The sequence below is a fragment of the Furfurilactobacillus milii genome, assembly GCF_009863985.1.
Classification (GTDB): Bacteria; Bacillota; Bacilli; order Lactobacillales; family Lactobacillaceae; genus Furfurilactobacillus; species Furfurilactobacillus milii_A.
On sequence record NZ_WEZT01000001.1, the window covers coordinates 61,083 to 78,320 of the forward strand.

General features: G+C 42.9%; 14 protein-coding genes and 1 pseudogene. 6 read left to right on the forward strand and 9 right to left on the reverse strand.

Features of this window, described 5'->3' with window-relative positions:
* Positions 1-160 precede the first annotated feature (160 nt).
* From GB992_RS00285 to GB992_RS00295, 3 genes and pseudogenes are all read right to left on the reverse strand, one after another.
* A pseudogene (locus tag GB992_RS00285) lies at positions 161-247 on the reverse strand (IS5-like element ISLpl3 family transposase); the annotation flags it as partial.
* Positions 248-326: 79 nt separating this feature from the next.
* Entirely contained in the window at positions 327-1,778 is a 1,452-nt protein-coding gene (locus tag GB992_RS00290; RefSeq protein ID WP_161000724.1) for a YhgE/Pip family protein, read from the reverse strand.
* A 319-nt stretch (positions 1,779-2,097) separates the two neighbouring features.
* A complete protein-coding gene (locus GB992_RS00295) occupies positions 2,098-2,700 on the reverse strand; it encodes a TetR/AcrR family transcriptional regulator (RefSeq protein WP_161000725.1) in 603 nt (200 codons plus the stop codon).
* 97 nt (positions 2,701-2,797) lie between these two features.
* Between GB992_RS00295 and GB992_RS00300 the strand changes: the two genes are divergently transcribed.
* Positions 2,798-3,727, forward strand: a complete 930-nt coding sequence (locus tag GB992_RS00300) for a cation diffusion facilitator family transporter (protein ID WP_161000726.1) — start codon at positions 2,798-2,800, stop codon at positions 3,725-3,727.
* Positions 3,728-3,773: 46 nt separating this feature from the next.
* On the opposite strand, the gene GB992_RS00305 is transcribed toward GB992_RS00300, so the two are convergent.
* On the reverse strand, positions 3,774-4,718 hold the full coding sequence (locus tag GB992_RS00305; protein ID WP_161000727.1) for a zinc-binding dehydrogenase: 945 nt from the start codon (positions 4,716-4,718) through the stop codon (positions 3,774-3,776).
* 170 nt (positions 4,719-4,888) lie between these two features.
* Here GB992_RS00305 and GB992_RS00310 point away from each other — a divergent pair, with 170 nt between their 5' ends.
* Both GB992_RS00310 and GB992_RS00315 read left to right on the forward strand, forming a co-directional pair.
* Positions 4,889-6,631: an MFS transporter gene (locus tag GB992_RS00310; RefSeq protein WP_161000728.1), complete on the forward strand. Its 1,743-nt coding sequence runs from the start codon at positions 4,889-4,891 to the stop codon at positions 6,629-6,631.
* A gap of 64 nt (positions 6,632-6,695) precedes the next feature.
* Positions 6,696-7,229, forward strand: a complete 534-nt coding sequence (locus GB992_RS00315; protein WP_161000729.1) for a PadR family transcriptional regulator — start codon at positions 6,696-6,698, stop codon at positions 7,227-7,229.
* A 108-nt stretch (positions 7,230-7,337) separates the two neighbouring features.
* On the opposite strand, the gene GB992_RS00320 is transcribed toward GB992_RS00315, so the two are convergent.
* Both GB992_RS00320 and GB992_RS00325 read right to left on the reverse strand, forming a co-directional pair.
* Positions 7,338-8,126: a class I SAM-dependent methyltransferase gene (locus GB992_RS00320; protein WP_161000730.1), complete on the reverse strand. Its 789-nt coding sequence runs from the start codon at positions 8,124-8,126 to the stop codon at positions 7,338-7,340.
* Positions 8,127-8,278: 152 nt separating this feature from the next.
* Entirely contained in the window at positions 8,279-8,710 is a 432-nt protein-coding gene (locus tag GB992_RS00325; protein WP_161000731.1) for a nuclear transport factor 2 family protein, read from the reverse strand.
* A gap of 198 nt (positions 8,711-8,908) precedes the next feature.
* Between GB992_RS00325 and GB992_RS00330 the strand changes: the two genes are divergently transcribed.
* The 3 genes from GB992_RS00330 (at position 8,909) to GB992_RS00340 (ending at position 11,688) form a co-directional block, all read left to right on the forward strand.
* Positions 8,909-9,853, forward strand: coding sequence for a helix-turn-helix transcriptional regulator (locus GB992_RS00330; protein WP_161000732.1), 945 nt, complete (start codon positions 8,909-8,911; stop codon positions 9,851-9,853).
* A gap of 42 nt (positions 9,854-9,895) precedes the next feature.
* Entirely contained in the window at positions 9,896-10,990 is a 1,095-nt protein-coding gene (locus tag GB992_RS00335; protein ID WP_161000733.1) for a DNA alkylation repair protein, read from the forward strand.
* A gap of 110 nt (positions 10,991-11,100) precedes the next feature.
* Positions 11,101-11,688, forward strand: a complete 588-nt coding sequence (locus GB992_RS00340) for a helix-turn-helix transcriptional regulator (RefSeq protein ID WP_161000734.1) — start codon at positions 11,101-11,103, stop codon at positions 11,686-11,688.
* Between the two features lie 67 nt (positions 11,689-11,755).
* Here GB992_RS00340 and GB992_RS00345 read toward each other — a convergent pair whose 3' ends face one another.
* The 3 genes from GB992_RS00345 to GB992_RS00355 form a co-directional block, all read right to left on the reverse strand.
* Positions 11,756-14,884 (reverse strand): AAA family ATPase, encoded by a 3,129-nt coding sequence (locus tag GB992_RS00345; protein ID WP_161000735.1) that lies wholly within the window; start codon positions 14,882-14,884, stop codon positions 11,756-11,758.
* Between the two features lies 1 nt (position 14,885).
* Positions 14,886-16,001, reverse strand: a complete 1,116-nt coding sequence (locus GB992_RS00350; protein ID WP_161000736.1) for an exonuclease SbcCD subunit D — start codon at positions 15,999-16,001, stop codon at positions 14,886-14,888.
* Positions 16,002-16,193: 192 nt separating this feature from the next.
* Positions 16,194-17,228 (reverse strand): SDR family oxidoreductase, encoded by a 1,035-nt coding sequence (locus GB992_RS00355; protein ID WP_161000737.1) that lies wholly within the window; start codon positions 17,226-17,228, stop codon positions 16,194-16,196.
* Positions 17,229-17,238: the final 10 nt, after the last annotated feature.

A 17,238-nucleotide genomic window follows, 5' to 3' on the forward strand; every position in this document is an offset into this window, starting at 1 on the left:
GTCGAATTACATTTATGCCATGACGCTCTTCTATGCCAACATGGAACAAATCTTGATTCAAACGACCAAGAAATACGGCCTGGAACAGTCACCCCAGACATCAAAAGACGGTTGGAATTTTCGAAATTCCAACCGTCTTTTATTAGGGTCCGTCTGAAAACTACTTAAGTAAGATGCAAATTGAGGCAATGTAAACCGTAGCCAGATAAACATGAGCGAGCTTATCATAACGCGTTGCAATCCATCTTCCAGTTCGTATCGTTTAGGTGTTGTCATCGGAATGCCTCGATTCGTTTTTCCTCAGATTATACCTGAATTTTTAGTTTTCAGACAGTCCCTAGTCTAAATACATCTCGCCGCAAGTCGGATCGGTACTTCAAAATAATCAACCCGTTGAAGACGATCATCATCACACCCAAAACAAGTACATCCGTCCTAATACTGCCGTTTAATGAAATTGACTGTCGTAGCCCGTCAATCAGATAAGTCATCGGAAGATACGGATTGATGACTCGAGCATAACCACTTGTCAGTTCGACCGGATACACACCAGCCGAGGCAGACAGTTGGAGCACCAGGATAATTGTGATCAACCAGGTACCGAAGCCGCCAAGCACGATTCGCAAACAGAATATCAATGACAAAAAGGTCAGCGAACCTAATAACAGCATACTTGCCAATTTAATCTGAGAAGTCGGCATTAAGTGATTACCCCAAGTCAGCGCCAAGAAAAGTAAACCACTTTGTACGGCGCCAAGTGCCCCGATAACTGAAAATTTTGATAGCCACCAGACAACTGCAGACTTAGGTCGTGACTTCGGTAAATAAGCATCGAACATAGTCCCTAAACCAATACCGCCGACAAACAAGCCGATGGCAATAAAGAATGGTGCCATGCCTGTCCCGTTGTTGGGTACTTTCGCCACGTCTGTTGTATCAGCGACCACTGGCGAGGCAATGTCGCCAGCTGTCCGGCGTTGCTCGTGTAATTGTTGTAGTTGGTGAACACTACCTGCAAGACTAGTGGTAAGCCGCGTACTTCCTAGAGTGAGCGCCGAACTACCATCATGCAGTTTTGCTAGGGCCGCATTCAGTTTACCCACACCACCGACAATCTCTGGTGACGTTAGGTTGGCGGTCTGCAATCCCTGCTGCAAACTAGTTGTTCCCACACCAACTTGTTGAATGCCGTTGGTTAAACTAGTCAATCCCGTTGTCACCTGATTGCTGCCCTTAGCTGCGTTCGCCATGCCCATTTGCACATGACCGATCGCCGTCAATAAAACACTGACGTACATTGCACTGACTTGCTTTGAAACCTTTGATTGAATCGCTGTGGCCGCCCCTGCAGTCATTTTTGAAACGACAAAATTACGACCAGAATTAACTGTATATCGGATGTGCAAACGTTGTGGTGAGCTCGTTAACAACGTTGTCGCATCACTAGAAAACCGTTTGGGAATTGTCACGACCATGTAGTATTTACCATTTCGAATCCCCGTGGCGGCCGCTTTGGCTGTTGTCACATGATAATCAAGTGAATCCGAACGACGTAGTTTAGTTGTTAATTGTTTACCAATCGCAATCCGTTTGCCACGATAGTTCTGCGGCCGATCCTGATTCACAATCGCAACCGGAATCCGGTCCATTTTCCCGTAAGCATTCCACATTGACGATAGGTATAAAAGACAATAAATTGCCGGGATCAATGCAATTAAAATTAATCCAATTAGCGTACTCCGGCTATGCCATAATTGCTGCCATTCTTTTCTCACCATCTCATTCACGTTCCTCTCTAACCAAAACTTATCAGGTGTTTCGGTTGTCGATACTAAGTGAAAGACACAGTGCAAACAATGGACAAAATGCATTCAACTGTCAATTTGACTAGACCACTAAACCAACTCCAAAAAGATCCAGTCCCTTGAAAGGCATGAGAGAACGTGCCTTCACAAAAGTCCCAATCCGTACATGAAATGAACACTTTCTGCCAACCTGCCCATTGTCTGTCTTGATGACGCTTCTATACTAAAAATAAGCCGTTGATCAAACCCAATTAATGGGCCTCGGCAACGGCTTATATGACGTTAATTAAAATTATTTTTCATTCTGAACAAGCGCAGTCAAATCAATGGGTGACAGTACTCGACTGTTCATAAAAATATCAAAAATTTCCCGCGGAGATTCCGGCTGTGCCTTTTGAAACCACTGGGTGATAATACCGGAGATATTTTGAACAAGAATGGCCCGTGCATACTCTAAGGGAATGCCTTCTCCGTGCTGATCTGACTCTCCAGTAATCGTTTCACGTGCTACCTCAGCTGTAATGAATGCTGTCATTTTACTCATCACTGATGATTCTGGAATTCGGTAAAGCGTTTGAACGAGCCGTTTGTGACGATTAAGGTAAACAAACATGTGATAGAAGACATTATCGGTCACTTGGTCACTTTTCTTCAATGCTACCTTCGTGTAGTCAGCAAAAATCTGCTCAATACCCGCTATCAACTCATCCTCATAGGCCGCCAGCATCGCATATTTATCCACATAATGAAGATAAAATGTCCCCCGGCTGATGTGAGCAGTAGTTGCAATATCACGAATGGTCATTTTTCGAAAAGTTTTGGCAGTCACAAGCTTAACAAACGCTTTTTTAAGCGCAACTTCCGTATTCTTTTCCTTTGTGTCTTGTGTCGTCATCCGCTCAGCTCTTTTCCGTTTTACATTACATCTGTTCTACATTACAGCTCTTACATTGATTCTACTTAATTTTCACTTCAAAACCTAGAGGCCGTTTATGTCAAAAGAAGTTGTCGATATCTCACAAAAACTACAAACAACCAGTAAGCATCGAATGGCAATGGCACGGCGACTCATCTATTTGAACATGAGTGTCTACCTACTTATGTCTGTCGGTGAATTACTGATTGGCCGATTCGGTCACGCAACGGTACTCATCGCTGATGGTAAAAATAATATCACAGGTGTGCTATCTTCTGTTTTACTACTTGTCGGTCTGCACTTTTCCAGCATCCCCCGTGATGATGTTCATCAAGAAGGTCACTGGCAATATGAAACCATTGCCGTATTTTTAGCTGGCATCATTATGGATCTTGTTGGCCTGAACTGTCTATGGTCTGCTGGGCAAAGTATGATTGCTATCATAATGGGTCAAACATCCGCGATTCGCATCATCGCAGCCTATACAGCAGCCATTTCTGGCACTCTAATGCTTGTGATCAGTCGAATCAATCATCTTATTGGTGTACGAACGCAAGACAGCGCGTTAATTGCTTCAGCACGAGATTCGCTCAGTGATGCTTTTACATCTTACGGCACTATGATTGCTATTTTTCTCACCTATTGGTTACGGCTAAATTGGTTTGATAGTCTCGCAACGCTTATCCTAGGTATTTATATCATCGTGAACGGTAATCAAATTATCAGTACCAGCGCTGAAAAATTGTCCAATGGCTTCAACCCTGTGATGCAGGCCCACATTCGTCATTATATTGGCCTAATGCCCGGTGTACGTGATATCGACTATGTTAATGGCCGTTACACAGGTGACAACATTATTATCGAAACTGAAATCCGCGTTTCTGGCAAACTATCCACCACAGAGAGTTTCCAGCTTTGCAAACGTATTGAAGCAGATGTACAAACACAATTTCCGATTTTGTATTGCTGCATTCAAGTACGACCATTTCCTAACAGTATCGACTAAATAACGTGTAACCCAAGACTGAGGATTACACGTTATTTTTGGAATATTAGTCAGTTGTCACGATAACTTGCCCTGGCTGTGGGTTTGCCATGACGTAATCTTGCGCCTTTGCAATGTCTGCTAACTTAAACGTCTTCGAAATCGGGATGCTCAGGTGATTGCGTTTGATCAAATCAAAAATTTCATCAAATAATGCCTGACTTGGTTCACCACCGTCGAATACAGACAGATAGGCACCGCCGAGCGTAAATGGATCAAACTCTTTAAAAATCCACTCGCCAGCCAGCAATCCAATCATACAGCACACACCACCGCGGTTTACATGTTGAATGGAATCCAAGCAACTGACCGTACCGACCATATCAACAATGCCATCAAACTTTTTATCCGTTTGAAGTTGGTTGTCCTGATCAATGACGACGTGATCGACGCCTTGATCCAGCAATAATTGCTTACGTTCAGGCTTTCGCGTCGTGGCTGAAACCTCAATGCCTAGTGACTTAGCCAGGCCAATCATCGCCATCCCCACTGCAGTCGTGCCGCCACGGACTAACAATGATTGACTCTTTTGCACTTTCGTCATTCTCATTGCACCAAACGCGGTATAAAAGTTTTCCGGGTACTGTGCCAACGTTTGCCAATCAACATCATCGTCAACCGCAAACAATAGTTCATCGGGAACTAAAGCATACTCTTGATAACTACCGTCAAATTCACGACCAAAGCCACCGTTAATCACGAGAACCCGCTGGCCTTTAGTAAATTTCGAGTTTGCAGCTGGTTCAAATACTTCACCGACGGCCTCCACACCAATGACTCTTGGAAACTTAACTGATGGCGAGCCTCCTGCACGCGTCAATACTTCGTAACGATGAATTCCAAACGCCTTAATGTTAATCACCGTATGTGTCGCATCAGCCTTGGGAATGGGCCGATCTTCTATCTTCAATACACTTGAGTCGCCAGGCTCACTAATCACAACTGCACGCATTTTCCAACCTCCTAGTAAAATTTACTAATCATAACCTATTCCTACTGTAAGCCTTTTCTTGGATAAGGAAAATAAAACGAAGATTTTATATTGACAATGTTACTATTAACAATTATAGTATCAATTGTTCGAACGATACTATAATTGTTAATATGAAAGTGACATTGATTATGAAAAATAAAAACATGCTATTAATTCTAACCATGTGTATCGGCACTTTTCTATGCATGCTGGACACAACGGTGATGAACATTGCCTTACCCGCAATTCAAACCAGTATGAACGTGCCACTGGACCAGTTATCCTGGGCACTTAACATCTACACGATCACGTTTGCCGTACTCACTATTCCTTTAGCCCGGCTAGCTGATATTTTTGGTCGTAACAAGGTCTATCTCCTCGGTTTGTTGACATTTGCGATTGGTTCCTTTGTTTCAGGGGATGCAAATATCCCAGCAACTCTGATTGTCGGTCGAGGCATCCAAAGTATTGGTGCTGCGATTATTTTCCCAACCAGCATGACTATCGCTATTGCTTCGACCTCACAGGAAAAACGTAAAACTGCACTGCTTACAATTGGTCTCACACAAGGTCTGGCCTCAACTTTAGGCCCGACCATCGGTGGTGTGGTCACTGAGTTCCTAGGTTGGCGCTGGGTCTTCTACATCAATCTCCCCTTACTGTTGATTGCCTTTATTGCCGTGATTATGCAATTACCGCTACGTCATGAACCACGAATCAACGCTAAAATTGATTTTGGTGGCATGTTACTTTTGATGGTGACCTTATTTTCACTCACATTATCCCTAACGCAGGCCACAGATTGGGGTTGGACGAGCAAACGGATCATCGGTCTAGCGGTCTTGACTGTGATTGCTTTTATTGCCTTTGTCTTCCTAGAATCACGTGTGAAATCTCCAATGGTTCGTCTAGATTTGTTTGCTGACCGTCAATTTTCTGGTGCGGCCCTCACTGTTATCTTGGCCGGCTTATTGTTAATCGCAGTGATGGTCATTATGCCAACATTCTTCACACAGGTTCAGGGCAAAACAGAACTTATCGCGGCTCTGTTAATCACACCAGCCTCGTTCATGATTTTTGTGATGTCACCAATCGCTGGAAACATTATTGAACATTACGGTCCCCGTTTGATTATTACTTTAGGATTTTTGTCCATGGCGGCCGGTTATGGTGTTCTTGGCTTTATGAATCCTGACCGTTACTGGCAAACATTGATTGGCCTTGTTCTGCTCGGTGCTGGGTATGGCGTCATTATTGGGCCCATCACTGTCCTGGCCGCATCTGACTTTGAAGGCGAAAAATTGACGGCTTCTCAGTCCGTTATGGGTGTTCTTCGTCAAATTGGGAGCGTTCTGGCTGTTGCTATCTTCGTGTCTCTACTGACAAGTAACATCAATACTGCAAAAACAACAGCCTGGCATGATGCCCGCAACCGTATTGAACAAACATCTTTGTCTCAGACCACCAAGCAAAAAATGTTAACCGTTACTCATCAACATTTCACGAGTAATGGTGCTAAAACATCAGGTCATCACAGTAACGGCATCAGCCAGCAACAGCAGGCACAGATTATTTCTCGAGAAACAGCCTTGGCTACTGTTAAAGCCCATGTTGATCAACTTCCAGCACCACAGCAGGCAATTGTCCGTCAGCAAATCAAGACACAAGTGACCAAAAAGGTTTCCGCCGTCATCAAACATGACAATCGTGAAATCAAACGAACTAGTTCTTCTATCGCAACACACACAAAGTCTTTGATTTCACAGGCGTTCTTAACGTTATGTCGACATGCATTTCCGTTTGCCATTGTGTTTGTTTTCGTTGCCCTTCTCTTTTACCGTCGTAAAGATTACTTGGCACTCATTCATCACGATGTAAAAGTCGAACAATAAACATATCAATATTTATAAATTCTGTGATAATCTGTATTTAACCTTCAAAGGAGTCAGAGTATTCATGAAAAGTCGCCAAATCGTTCTTGGAATTTTAAAAAGTGGGCCTCAAACTGGCTATGACATTACTCAGTTATTTCAAACCAGTTTTGCCTTTTTCTTCGACAGTTCAGCTGGCATGGTGTACCCCGCCCTGCGCAAACTGGAAAAGGACGGTTTGGTGACTAAAGAAATTGTGCCACAACAAGGTAAACCGGATAAACACGTGTACACCATTACGGACGCCGGAAGTCAGGAATTTGAGGACTACTTAAAGTCGCCCGTAGAACCAGAAAGTGTCAAATCGGACTTCTTGGCACGGCTGATGTTTGGTGAGTTTGTCGATCCTGAGCATATCGTTCAAATTGTTAAAGATGAAATTGCTAAGGAGACTGAAGAAGCTGAACAACTACAACAGCGCCTTAAAAATTATCTGCCAACGTACAATAAAACAATGTCTACCGGACAAAAGCTTGCCTTTGCCTATGGCATAAATTCAAGTAAGACTGAAATTGCCTTTTTACAGCAATGGTTAGACGAGCATCCAGACGGCAAGTAATTGCCACACACGTCGAACTATATATTCAAAAAGGACCCGATGAAGATTTTTAAGCTTCATCGGGCCTTTTAAATTTCGTATGTTAATGGTCTCTGTTACTCTGACCACTCAGTTATTAGCAATTAGTAATCCCACTTGCTTAGGAATCATAATTGCGCCGTCACGCTGTCTTAATGCCCCGAAATACGTCGCAAGTTGTTTTAACAACGCATCATCAATACCGTCGTCAGGTGTTCTCGTAGATTCAATCCAAGCAATCAAGTCCGCCGTTTTCGTAATACGTAAACTATCTGGGTAATCGCGACGGGCAACCTGTCTAAACGCAGTCTCTAATTGTGGTACTCCGTTTTGCAAGTTAAAGCTCAGCTGGTCAGAAAAAGACGTATTTGATGGTTGAATTGATTGAATAGCAGTATGCAGGTAATATTCCATGCCATGATTTCCATTCGCTGATGTGTAGAATGTGCCGTGCGGTTTCAGAACTCGCCTAATCTCACGGATCGCCAAGGCAATATTGGGGACAGTATGTAATGTATGATTAGCAATAACGATATCAAATGTACCGTCCTCAAACGGAATTGACTGGGCATCGATTTTTAAGCAATTAACCCGAGAATCCTGGTCAAATTGCCGCGTTACCTGATCAACCATGCCCTGAGAGTAGTCAGATAACGTTAATTGAACGGTCGACGAAATCTGAGTCAAATAGCCTTCCCAAAGACTACCATTGCCGCAGCCCAACTCTAATATTTTGTCACCTGGACGAATCGTTATCTGCTCACGCAGCCAAGGCATCAGCCCTTGGCTGTTCGTACTGTACTGTTGATGCAATCGTTGGCGAATTGAGAGATTCTTGTCTGTTTGATACTGTGCATTATTTTCAGATTGTGTCGTCATATCATTCCAAGCCTCCAAAGAACTCATGTGGCAAGGCACCGAAATGACCTTACGCCATGATGAATAATCTAACTATTCACTTTTTGGATTAACTCTGCAAGATATAATTTTTCTATTTCGTTGCGGCCAGCTTTTGTCGCGGCCGTTCAACCTTAGTTTGTTGCATTAGGTGTGTTGCTAGTCATTACTGCCATGGTATCCATGTAGTCATACCAGTGGACAATCTTTCGATTCTTGATAATCGCAATAGAACAAAAGTTATTGTCATAATTCTTACCAGTACTTGGTACAGTGCCATGCACAGCATATTCTAAAATGACCGCTTGCCGTTCAGAATCTTTGTACACACGCAAACCATCTGCGCTGTTTAACACAGCCGAATAACCATCAAACCAATTCATATAAGCCTGGCGACCTTCAATTTTATTTGTGAAACCAGGAATATTATACATAAACTCAAATACTGCGTTTTCGTCTACTGCTTCCCAGAAATTATCACTGTCAACTTCTCCTTTGAGCCCTTCCATAACAATGTTGAAGAAAGCCTCTGTACCTGGCTTGTATGTAAATTGTTCATTACTCATGATTAATTCCTCCTAGGATATTTTTGCATTTTCCAAACGAAATTCAGTAAGAATATAACCTCACTGACAAAATTTAGTTTATCAGTCAAAACATGACAACATTCTGTCATGTTTTATTAAAAAGGTGCAGAATCAATTATAGAGACTGCACTAATCAGCATCACTGTAATGCCATTACCAATAGAAAGGCTAGTCAAGATGAAATCAAACCGACTATTTCAAATGATTTACTTACTATTGAACCACGAAAAAATATCAGCACCTGCCTTAGCAGATCAGTTAGACGTTTCCGTGCGAACTGTCTATCGATACGTTGATGATCTGTCCTCGGCTGGCGTTCCCGTTTATGTTCTACAAGGCCGCAATGGTGGGATTGAACTATTGCCGGGCTATAAAATCGATAACACGATTGTCGATAAACAAGAACAATCCGCCATTTTGACTGCTTTGAATGGTTTAAAAAGTTTTGGTATAGACAATGGCAGCACGTTGGAAAAGCTATCAGCAATTTTTCATCAACAGCCAGTTGCGTGGATTACCATCGATCCATCCACGTGGTCTGACCAACGTCAGCAAAAAAATGATCTGGCTAAACTTAGGGATGCCATTATTCATTCTCACCTCATTAATTTTAATTACTTAAGTGCTAAAAACGAATATCTACCTCGCGAAGTTTTTCCATATCAAGTCATCTTTAAGGATAAGGCCTGGTATCTTCGTGGTTACTCGGTGGAGCGGCAAGCGGATCGCTTATTTAAGCTTTCACGTATTGATCATCTGCAAGTTTCTAAAAAACAATCAATGGTCGATGGTAAACGGCCTTGGTTGACTACCCGTTCATCACAACAATCGACAGCAATACATCAAATTCCAATTCAATTACACGCAGATGCAGAGTTGAAATATCGCTTGTTTGAGGCCTTTGCAACCAGTCAAATCATTCAAGAAGCAGACGGCGGCTACATCGTTAATACCAAAATAAATGACGATGATTGGCTGATCACCTATTTGCTTTCCTTTGGCTCTCACTTAAAAGTCGTAAAGCCCGCTTCTTTACAACAACGAATGAAACAAGAAATCAAAAAATGTTTGGCGCAATACAAATACATGACAAAGGATGTCAGGATTTGTCTTGTAAAATGAATCTATTAATAAAGTCACATCAATTCATGGAGGCACAGTTGCATGGCAGACGCTTTAAAAGATGTTTATTCAACAACATTCCTAACTCAATTAGGAACCGCAATTTCTGAACACGATTCATCGTTTGACGTTTCAAAATTCGTCCAAGACACAGTTAACGCTCAATGGTCATCACTCAAGTTGATGGAACGACGGGATCAAATAACTAAATCCTTACATAACCAGTTGCCTGGAGATTTCAAGCAGGCCGTCGAACTTCTATGTAATATCAGTACAACAATCACCGGGTTCGCGGCACTCTGTTTGCCAAACTACGTTGCAATGTACGGACTCGATGACTGGCAAACTTCGATGACAGCCCTCGGTATTTTGACGCAGTCTTCCTCAGCAGAATTCGCAATTAGACCTTTTCTGGTTAAATACCCTGAACAAACGATTGAGCAAATGATTGAGTGGTCTCATAGTCAAAATATTGACCAACGTCGATTGGCTAGTGAAGGAATCCGGCCACGTTTGCCGTGGGGAATCCGACTAACCCAATTCGTGGATGATCCGACACCAATCTTTCCAATTTTAAAGACACTTATTCACGACCAGAGTCAGTATGTGCAAAAAAGCGTCGCCAATAATCTCAATGATATTAGCAAGGATCATCCGCAATCCGTAATTAATTTTTGTCAGACACATTGGCACGATTCTGAAACAACCGATTGGATCATTAATCGTGGCCTACGAACTTTATTTAAGTCAGGTAATCCAGATGTACTGTCACTGTTGGGCTACAGTCAACATGACGCAGCATTGCTGACAAACGTTTCACTAACAGCCTCTTCAAAAACGACTACACTGAACCAAACATCAGTATTTAACTATCAGCTCACAAATGTCACAAATACGGATCTGCCACTTTATCTTGGTTACCGCGTACACTATGTTAAAAAGAACCAGCAAACATCTGCTAAAGATTTCTTTATCAAGCGTGTCAACTTAAAGTCACAACAGATACTAGACGGGCAATTCAAGCTGGCCTGGAAACAACTGACGACCCGCACTTTATATGCTGGCAATCACCATATTGAACTACTCGTTAACACTGTCCCAACTGCGACCACGGACATTAACTTATCAATTTCCTAGTTAACCAAATTTTTATTATTCAAAACTGACAATGTAACTATAAACTCCTACCTCTTCTGAAAATAAGCCTTTACACTTGATGTATCAAAGAGATCGAGGAGGCGAAGAGTATGAAAATCAGTCAACAAATCAAGCAACAACGTGAACAACGACATTGGTCACAAGCTAATCTGGCTAAACGTTTGAATATTTCACGCGAATCTATTTCGAAATGGGAAAGTGACACTGCGTTACCAAGTTTCACCAATGTCATTAAGTTAGGCGAACTTTTTGATTTATCATTAGATGATTTGATTAAGGGCGATGATAAGTTGATTCACAAATTTGAGTCACATGGGCCAGAACCGTTATCTAGGCTAAGTAAATTTGTTCTTAGCGTGGCAGGTCTATCTATTGTCGGGTATTTGATTGGGCTAGCGCTTCACATGTCTGCTAGTAACCTTCGTGATTGGTTAGAATTGCCATTCATCATTACATTGATTTGGCTTCTTTGCACAATCAACTGGACACAAATGAACCGAATCTTGTCAAAGAAAACGTTAATAATCGGCGGACTCTGTTTAACGCTTCTGCTTATTCCGAGCTTAACGCAGTCTATTCATGATATGATTTCAGGAATGTGGGCCGGTATCATGCAAAGTGAAAAGGATGGTTATCTAGGCGTAATCCTCCTTTTTAAGTCCATTTTATTCAAATAGAACGCATAAAAAATCGACCAATTTTCTCAAATTGGTCGATCTTTTATTTCCCAGGAAATATCTTTAACTACAGCTCATGCTGATACTTAATTGTACTCTGCCCATTCGCTAACGAAACAACCTGCAGTTGATCCGGAATTTGTTCCTGCATTTCTGTCACGTGACTGATAATACCAATCATCCGATTGTTGCCTTCAATGGTCTGTAAAGCTTCCATCGCCATCTGTAAAGCTTCACCATCCAGTGAGCCAAAACCTTCATCTACAAAGAGTGCTTCGATTGTGATTCCGCCCGCTTCGCTTTGAATGACTTCGCCTAGTGCCAAGGCCAGTGACAAAGCAGCGATAAAACTTTCGCCACCGGACAAGGTATGCACGCTACGGACTTTGCCAGCCTGATCGTCAAACACGTTGATCTCTAACCCAGTATCTGTAGCCCGTGAACCAGTAGCTGTATCCAAGCGGAACTGATAGCGTTTATTCGTCAATACGGCTAGCCGAACATTGGCCACTGTCAGCACTTTCTGAAGATAGGTTTGTAAAATATACCGCTCCAAGCTCAGATGCATATCGCTTCTACCAGTAGCAGTGTCAGCCAACTCAGCCATTTCGGCCAATTGTTGTTGTGCTTCGCGGCTTTCATCCATTAACGTCTTCATCTTGGTCGCCACATCTTCATTGCTTTGGACGACTTGTTGAAAATCATAGAATGCTTGCTGTGCACTCCGTTGCTTTTCGGTCTGTACTTCACGGGCTTTGGCAGTTTCGTCCACATTTGGCTTAGTCTGATCGCCAATTTGTTTCGTAAGTGTCTCAACTTGCGCAGTAGCACGACTTTTATCTGTTAAGAAACGTTGATGCACTTTTCTTTGATTATCAAGTTTGGCAACTTCATTCGCCAATTGATTGAACACTGCCAGTTCCACAACGGGGCGTCGTTTATTTAAGGCTCCATCAAATGTTTGCTGTGCACTCATGGCTGCCCTGTGTTGTTCAGTTTGAGTCTGGGTCAGACTCGTTACCTGCGTTTGTAATTGTGTAACGTTTTGCTGGGCCTTATTTTGGGCAGTCTGATGTTTGGTCGTCTGATCTATATAAACCTGACTCGCCTGTTCAACTTGCTTAATATGCGCATCTAAGGAAGCTAAATCGTTAAACTGGTCTGGAAGATCATGACGACGGTCTTCAAGTTGTGCCGTCACGGTAGTTAATTCCGTTTGCACATGTTGTACCTTTTTGTTGGCCTCATCACGCTGGGCAGTCAGCGTTTCTAACTGCGGTTTGATGACGGATAATTGTTGCTGGAGTTGCGTACGATGTTCCAGGGCATCGTTCAGTTGTTGAACCGTGTTAGCTAATTGTTGCTTAAATTGTGATAACGCATTACGTGCACTATCGGCAGTCACTGATTTGTCTGCTAGCTCAGCAACACGTTTAGCCCATTTTGACTCATTTTCCGTATAGGCAGACTGATCCTTTTCTTGCGCTGCCCTCAATTCATTGAGTTGTCCCGTAACATTAGCAACCTGCTGATTGATGTCCTGTCGCTGTTTATCTGCCTCCTTAAGTTCGTCTTCAGTTACGGCTGTTACTGTCGCCACCGCAATCTTAGGATGTTCCGTAGAACCACATACTGGGCAAGGTTCGCCATCTTCTAATTTTGCACTCAAACGCTGAATTTGGCCGACAGTCCAGTCGTGATCCAACTGTTGATAATGATCCGCTGCATCTTTTTGTTTGGCGGTCAATTCAGCCAATTGTTGTGCCGTTTTATCTATTCGTTGATGTCGCAGTTGTAACGCGTGCTGTTGTTGATCGAGGTCTGCTTGTTGATCAGTTAATGTTTTTAAAGCATGTTGCTGATCTCTAACCGTTAATTGCTTAGCGTCTAATGATTGTAACGTCGTGAGTTGCTGATCCAGCTGATCACGTAACTGCTGTTGCTCGCTGAGTTGCTTAGTCGTTAGCTCAGCGTTTGTTTGAGCGGCCTTTAACTGCTGCTGTTGTGCCACTTGCTGTTTACTCAACGTCGCCACAGTTTCAAACAATGGTCGCACTTGTTTTAGGCGCGTCAGTTCAGATTGCCGTTTGGCCTCTTCCGATTTTTGCGCATTTAATTGTTCAACGACTGCTATCGCTTCAGCCAATGTCTGTTGAGCAGTGTTCAAACTAGTTTTACTCGATGCCAGCCGTTCCGTGGTCCGCGTTTCCTGTTGCTTTGTTTCTACTGCCTTTTCTTGCAGTGGCATAGTTTGTTGAACCCACTCCAACTGTTTGATGTGAGCGGCTAGTTTTTCCATTTCAGCTGTCTGCTGATTGAGTTTGGTCAGCGCCAATTGTGCTTGCTCACGTTGGTTAAAGACAGCTAGCAAACTTTCTTCTGTTTTAACCTGAGTAGTCAATTGGCTCAATCGAGCTGATTCCTTGTCGTTTTCTTGTCGTCTACGTGCTAATTCCGGCTTCATCGCTTCATTTTGCTGAACCAGAGCGGCCAAAATGTCTGTAGCCGGTGCATCAGCGACCGGTACTTCTGTGTCATCTTGCCATTTAATCATTTTTGCATACGTCACCAATTGCGTACTCTGATCTTTTGACGCCTGACGCATCGTCTTTAACTGATCATTTAAATTATTGGCCCAACGCTTATATAAATCAGTTCCAAACAAATCGGCTAACAAAGCTTCCTTGTCATTACTGTTTGCCTCAAGAAAATGTCTGAACTGACCTTGAGGTAACAGAACGATCTGAGTGAATTGTGCTGGCGTCAGATGGAGCAAATCAAATAGTTTCTGATCCACTGTTCCGCGTTTCGTCCAGCTTTGTTCTTTGCCATCGCGATCAGTAACGGTCAATTCTACACTGGCAACTTGTTCAGTTGTCCCTGTACCACGCTTTTTAGCAAGGATCTGTTTCGGTTTGCGATTGATCACATATTGTTGACCATGGTGTTCGAAAATGAATGTGACAAACGTTTCTTCCGTTTGGTCAGCAAAGTCCGAGCGCATTTCATCGGGATTGCGGTCACCACCAGAAGAACGGCCAAACAGTGCAAAGCACATTGCGTCAAAAATAGTTGTTTTACCGCTCCCCGTCTTACCACTAATCAGAAACAATGGGGCATCATTAAAATCTTCAAAATCAATTGTTTGGTCCTTATAAGGGCCAAAATTTACTAAGCGAATTCGTAATGGTCGCATGTTAATCCTCGTGTTCAGCTTCCTGCAGGCCTTGTTCTGCCCACTTCTGTTGTTGCTCGCTCATTTCGTCATCATTCACGTGCTCAAAGAACTTCCCAAACAACGCCATTGGTGCCAAGGTTGGGTCCACAGTTTGAACGGTTGGTAGCTCGTCGCGGCCGTTCTGTCGATCCAAACTAACGATTCGTGGATAAACCTGACGCAAGCGATTCATTACATCTGGAATGATGGCCTTGTCTGTCAATGTCACGCCATAATAGGCATCCCGGTCTAACTCGTCATACGTTTCCGGATCGGTTAATTCTTCAAAAGAACCCGTTAAGTTAACGACATCCCGCAATGGCTTAATTGGTACATACGTTATTGTATTCGCATCCGTGTCCACAATCCACACGCCTTTTTGCTCGTCCGCCTCTGACAATGAAAACTTGACGGGTGAGCCGCTGTATTTAATCTTGTCATCGGTTAGCGCTCGATGATTGTGCAAATGACCAAGTGCAACGTAATCAAATGCACTCAACAAATCCAGTGGCACTGCATTAAGTCCACCAACGACGACTTTCGTTTCAGAGTCCGTTTGACTACTTCCTGCTGCAAAGAAATGTGCGACTAGGACGTGTTTCATCCCCGCTTTAAATGCTTTTTGTTGACGATTTACGACCAATGTCATCGCTTGTTCAACCGTCTTAATGCTATCGTCTTCAAATACGTTTCGAGCCTGCCATGGTTCAAAATAAGGCAACAAGAAAAACTGCGTGTCGCCCAACTCAACTGGTTCGAATGCATCCGCCAACTCGGTATTCAAGAAATAATTGGTTTGGGCATACCATTCACTACCGACATGCAAACGTGTGGCACTATCATGATTGCCACTAATTGCTAAAACCGGAAAATGATTAGTCAAATTTAAATCAATCAACATATGATTCAATTGTTTGACACTATCCTCGCTGGGCAATGATCGGTCATATAAATCGCCTGCAACAACGACTGCATCGGCTTTATGTGCTACCGCAATTTGTAAAATTTGTTGATACGCATCGTCCTGTTCTTCATGTAAATCAAAGCCATGTAACTTTTTACCAATATGCCAGTCAGCCGTGTGCAAAAATTTCATAATGGTCTCCTATTTTCCGAGTTAATCATGTGCTACAAGTTTACACCCAAGCTCAAATATCGTGGAACAGTCTTTTTATGTCGAGTAATTTGGGTCCTTACACATTTACATACGCATTTTGATAGCACAATGTTTGTCAAACTAAAAAAAGACAAAATCCATTTTCAGATTTTGCCCGCCTTGCTATTTAAATTAAGCTTTCACAATTCCCAAATCAATCATTGACTGTGCTGTAGCAATAATTGCCTCACGTGCTGAACGTGGATGCCAGCCCAACATGGTAACTGCCTTTTCGTTACTTGTCTCGGCATACTGTCCAACTATTAGAGCCACCATTTTCAGCATCGGATTAGTCAGTGCAGCAGCTTTCACCAGTGCGTTTGGCATTGTCTTTGTTGGTAACTTTGACGCAAATTGTGGGAACGCCTCCCGTAAAATATTGGCAACATCCAACATCGACAATGTTTCTCCGGTCGTAGCTAAGAAACGTTCGCCAGCCGCCTTAGGTGAGGTCATCGCGAGAATGTGCAAACTAGCAACATCACGAACGTCAACGTAGCCAGAATCAACCTTTGGCACTGCTTTGATTTTACCTTCTAATAAATCTTGAATTTGAATATTAGAATGCGAGTAATCTGAGGACAATACTGGTCCCATAACACCAACCGGGTTAACCGTTGCCAATTCCATCCCATTACCTTCATTGTTAATGAAATCCCATGCCGCATGTTCCGACATTGTCTTAGATTTTTGGTAAGGATGAATATTCTTGGCTGACAGGTCTGTCCAATCCTTTTCGGTGTATGGTGTTGTCCGGTTCTTGTGACCGGCAAAGATTGCCCCATATGCCGACGTTAGCACAAACCGTTTTACTTCAGCATCACGTGAGGCACGCATAACGCGGAGCACGCCATCCACGGCCGGACGAATCATTTCGTCTTCATTTTTAAAGTTTAATGTTGGTGTTGGTGAAGCTGGATGAATAACATAAGTTGCACCCTTTACAGCATCAGCCCAACCATCATCACTCGTGAGATCAGCTTCAACAATTGATAAATCGCTAAAATCCGTCACACCACCGTTTGTTAACATTTCATGAATTAAGTCTGTCTTCTTCATTGATCGAACAGTTGTCCGAACCGCATAACCCTGTTGTAATAGCTGCAAAATAATATGAACAGCGATAAACCCACTACCACCTGTAACAACAACTAATTTCTTATCCATTTTTGAATTC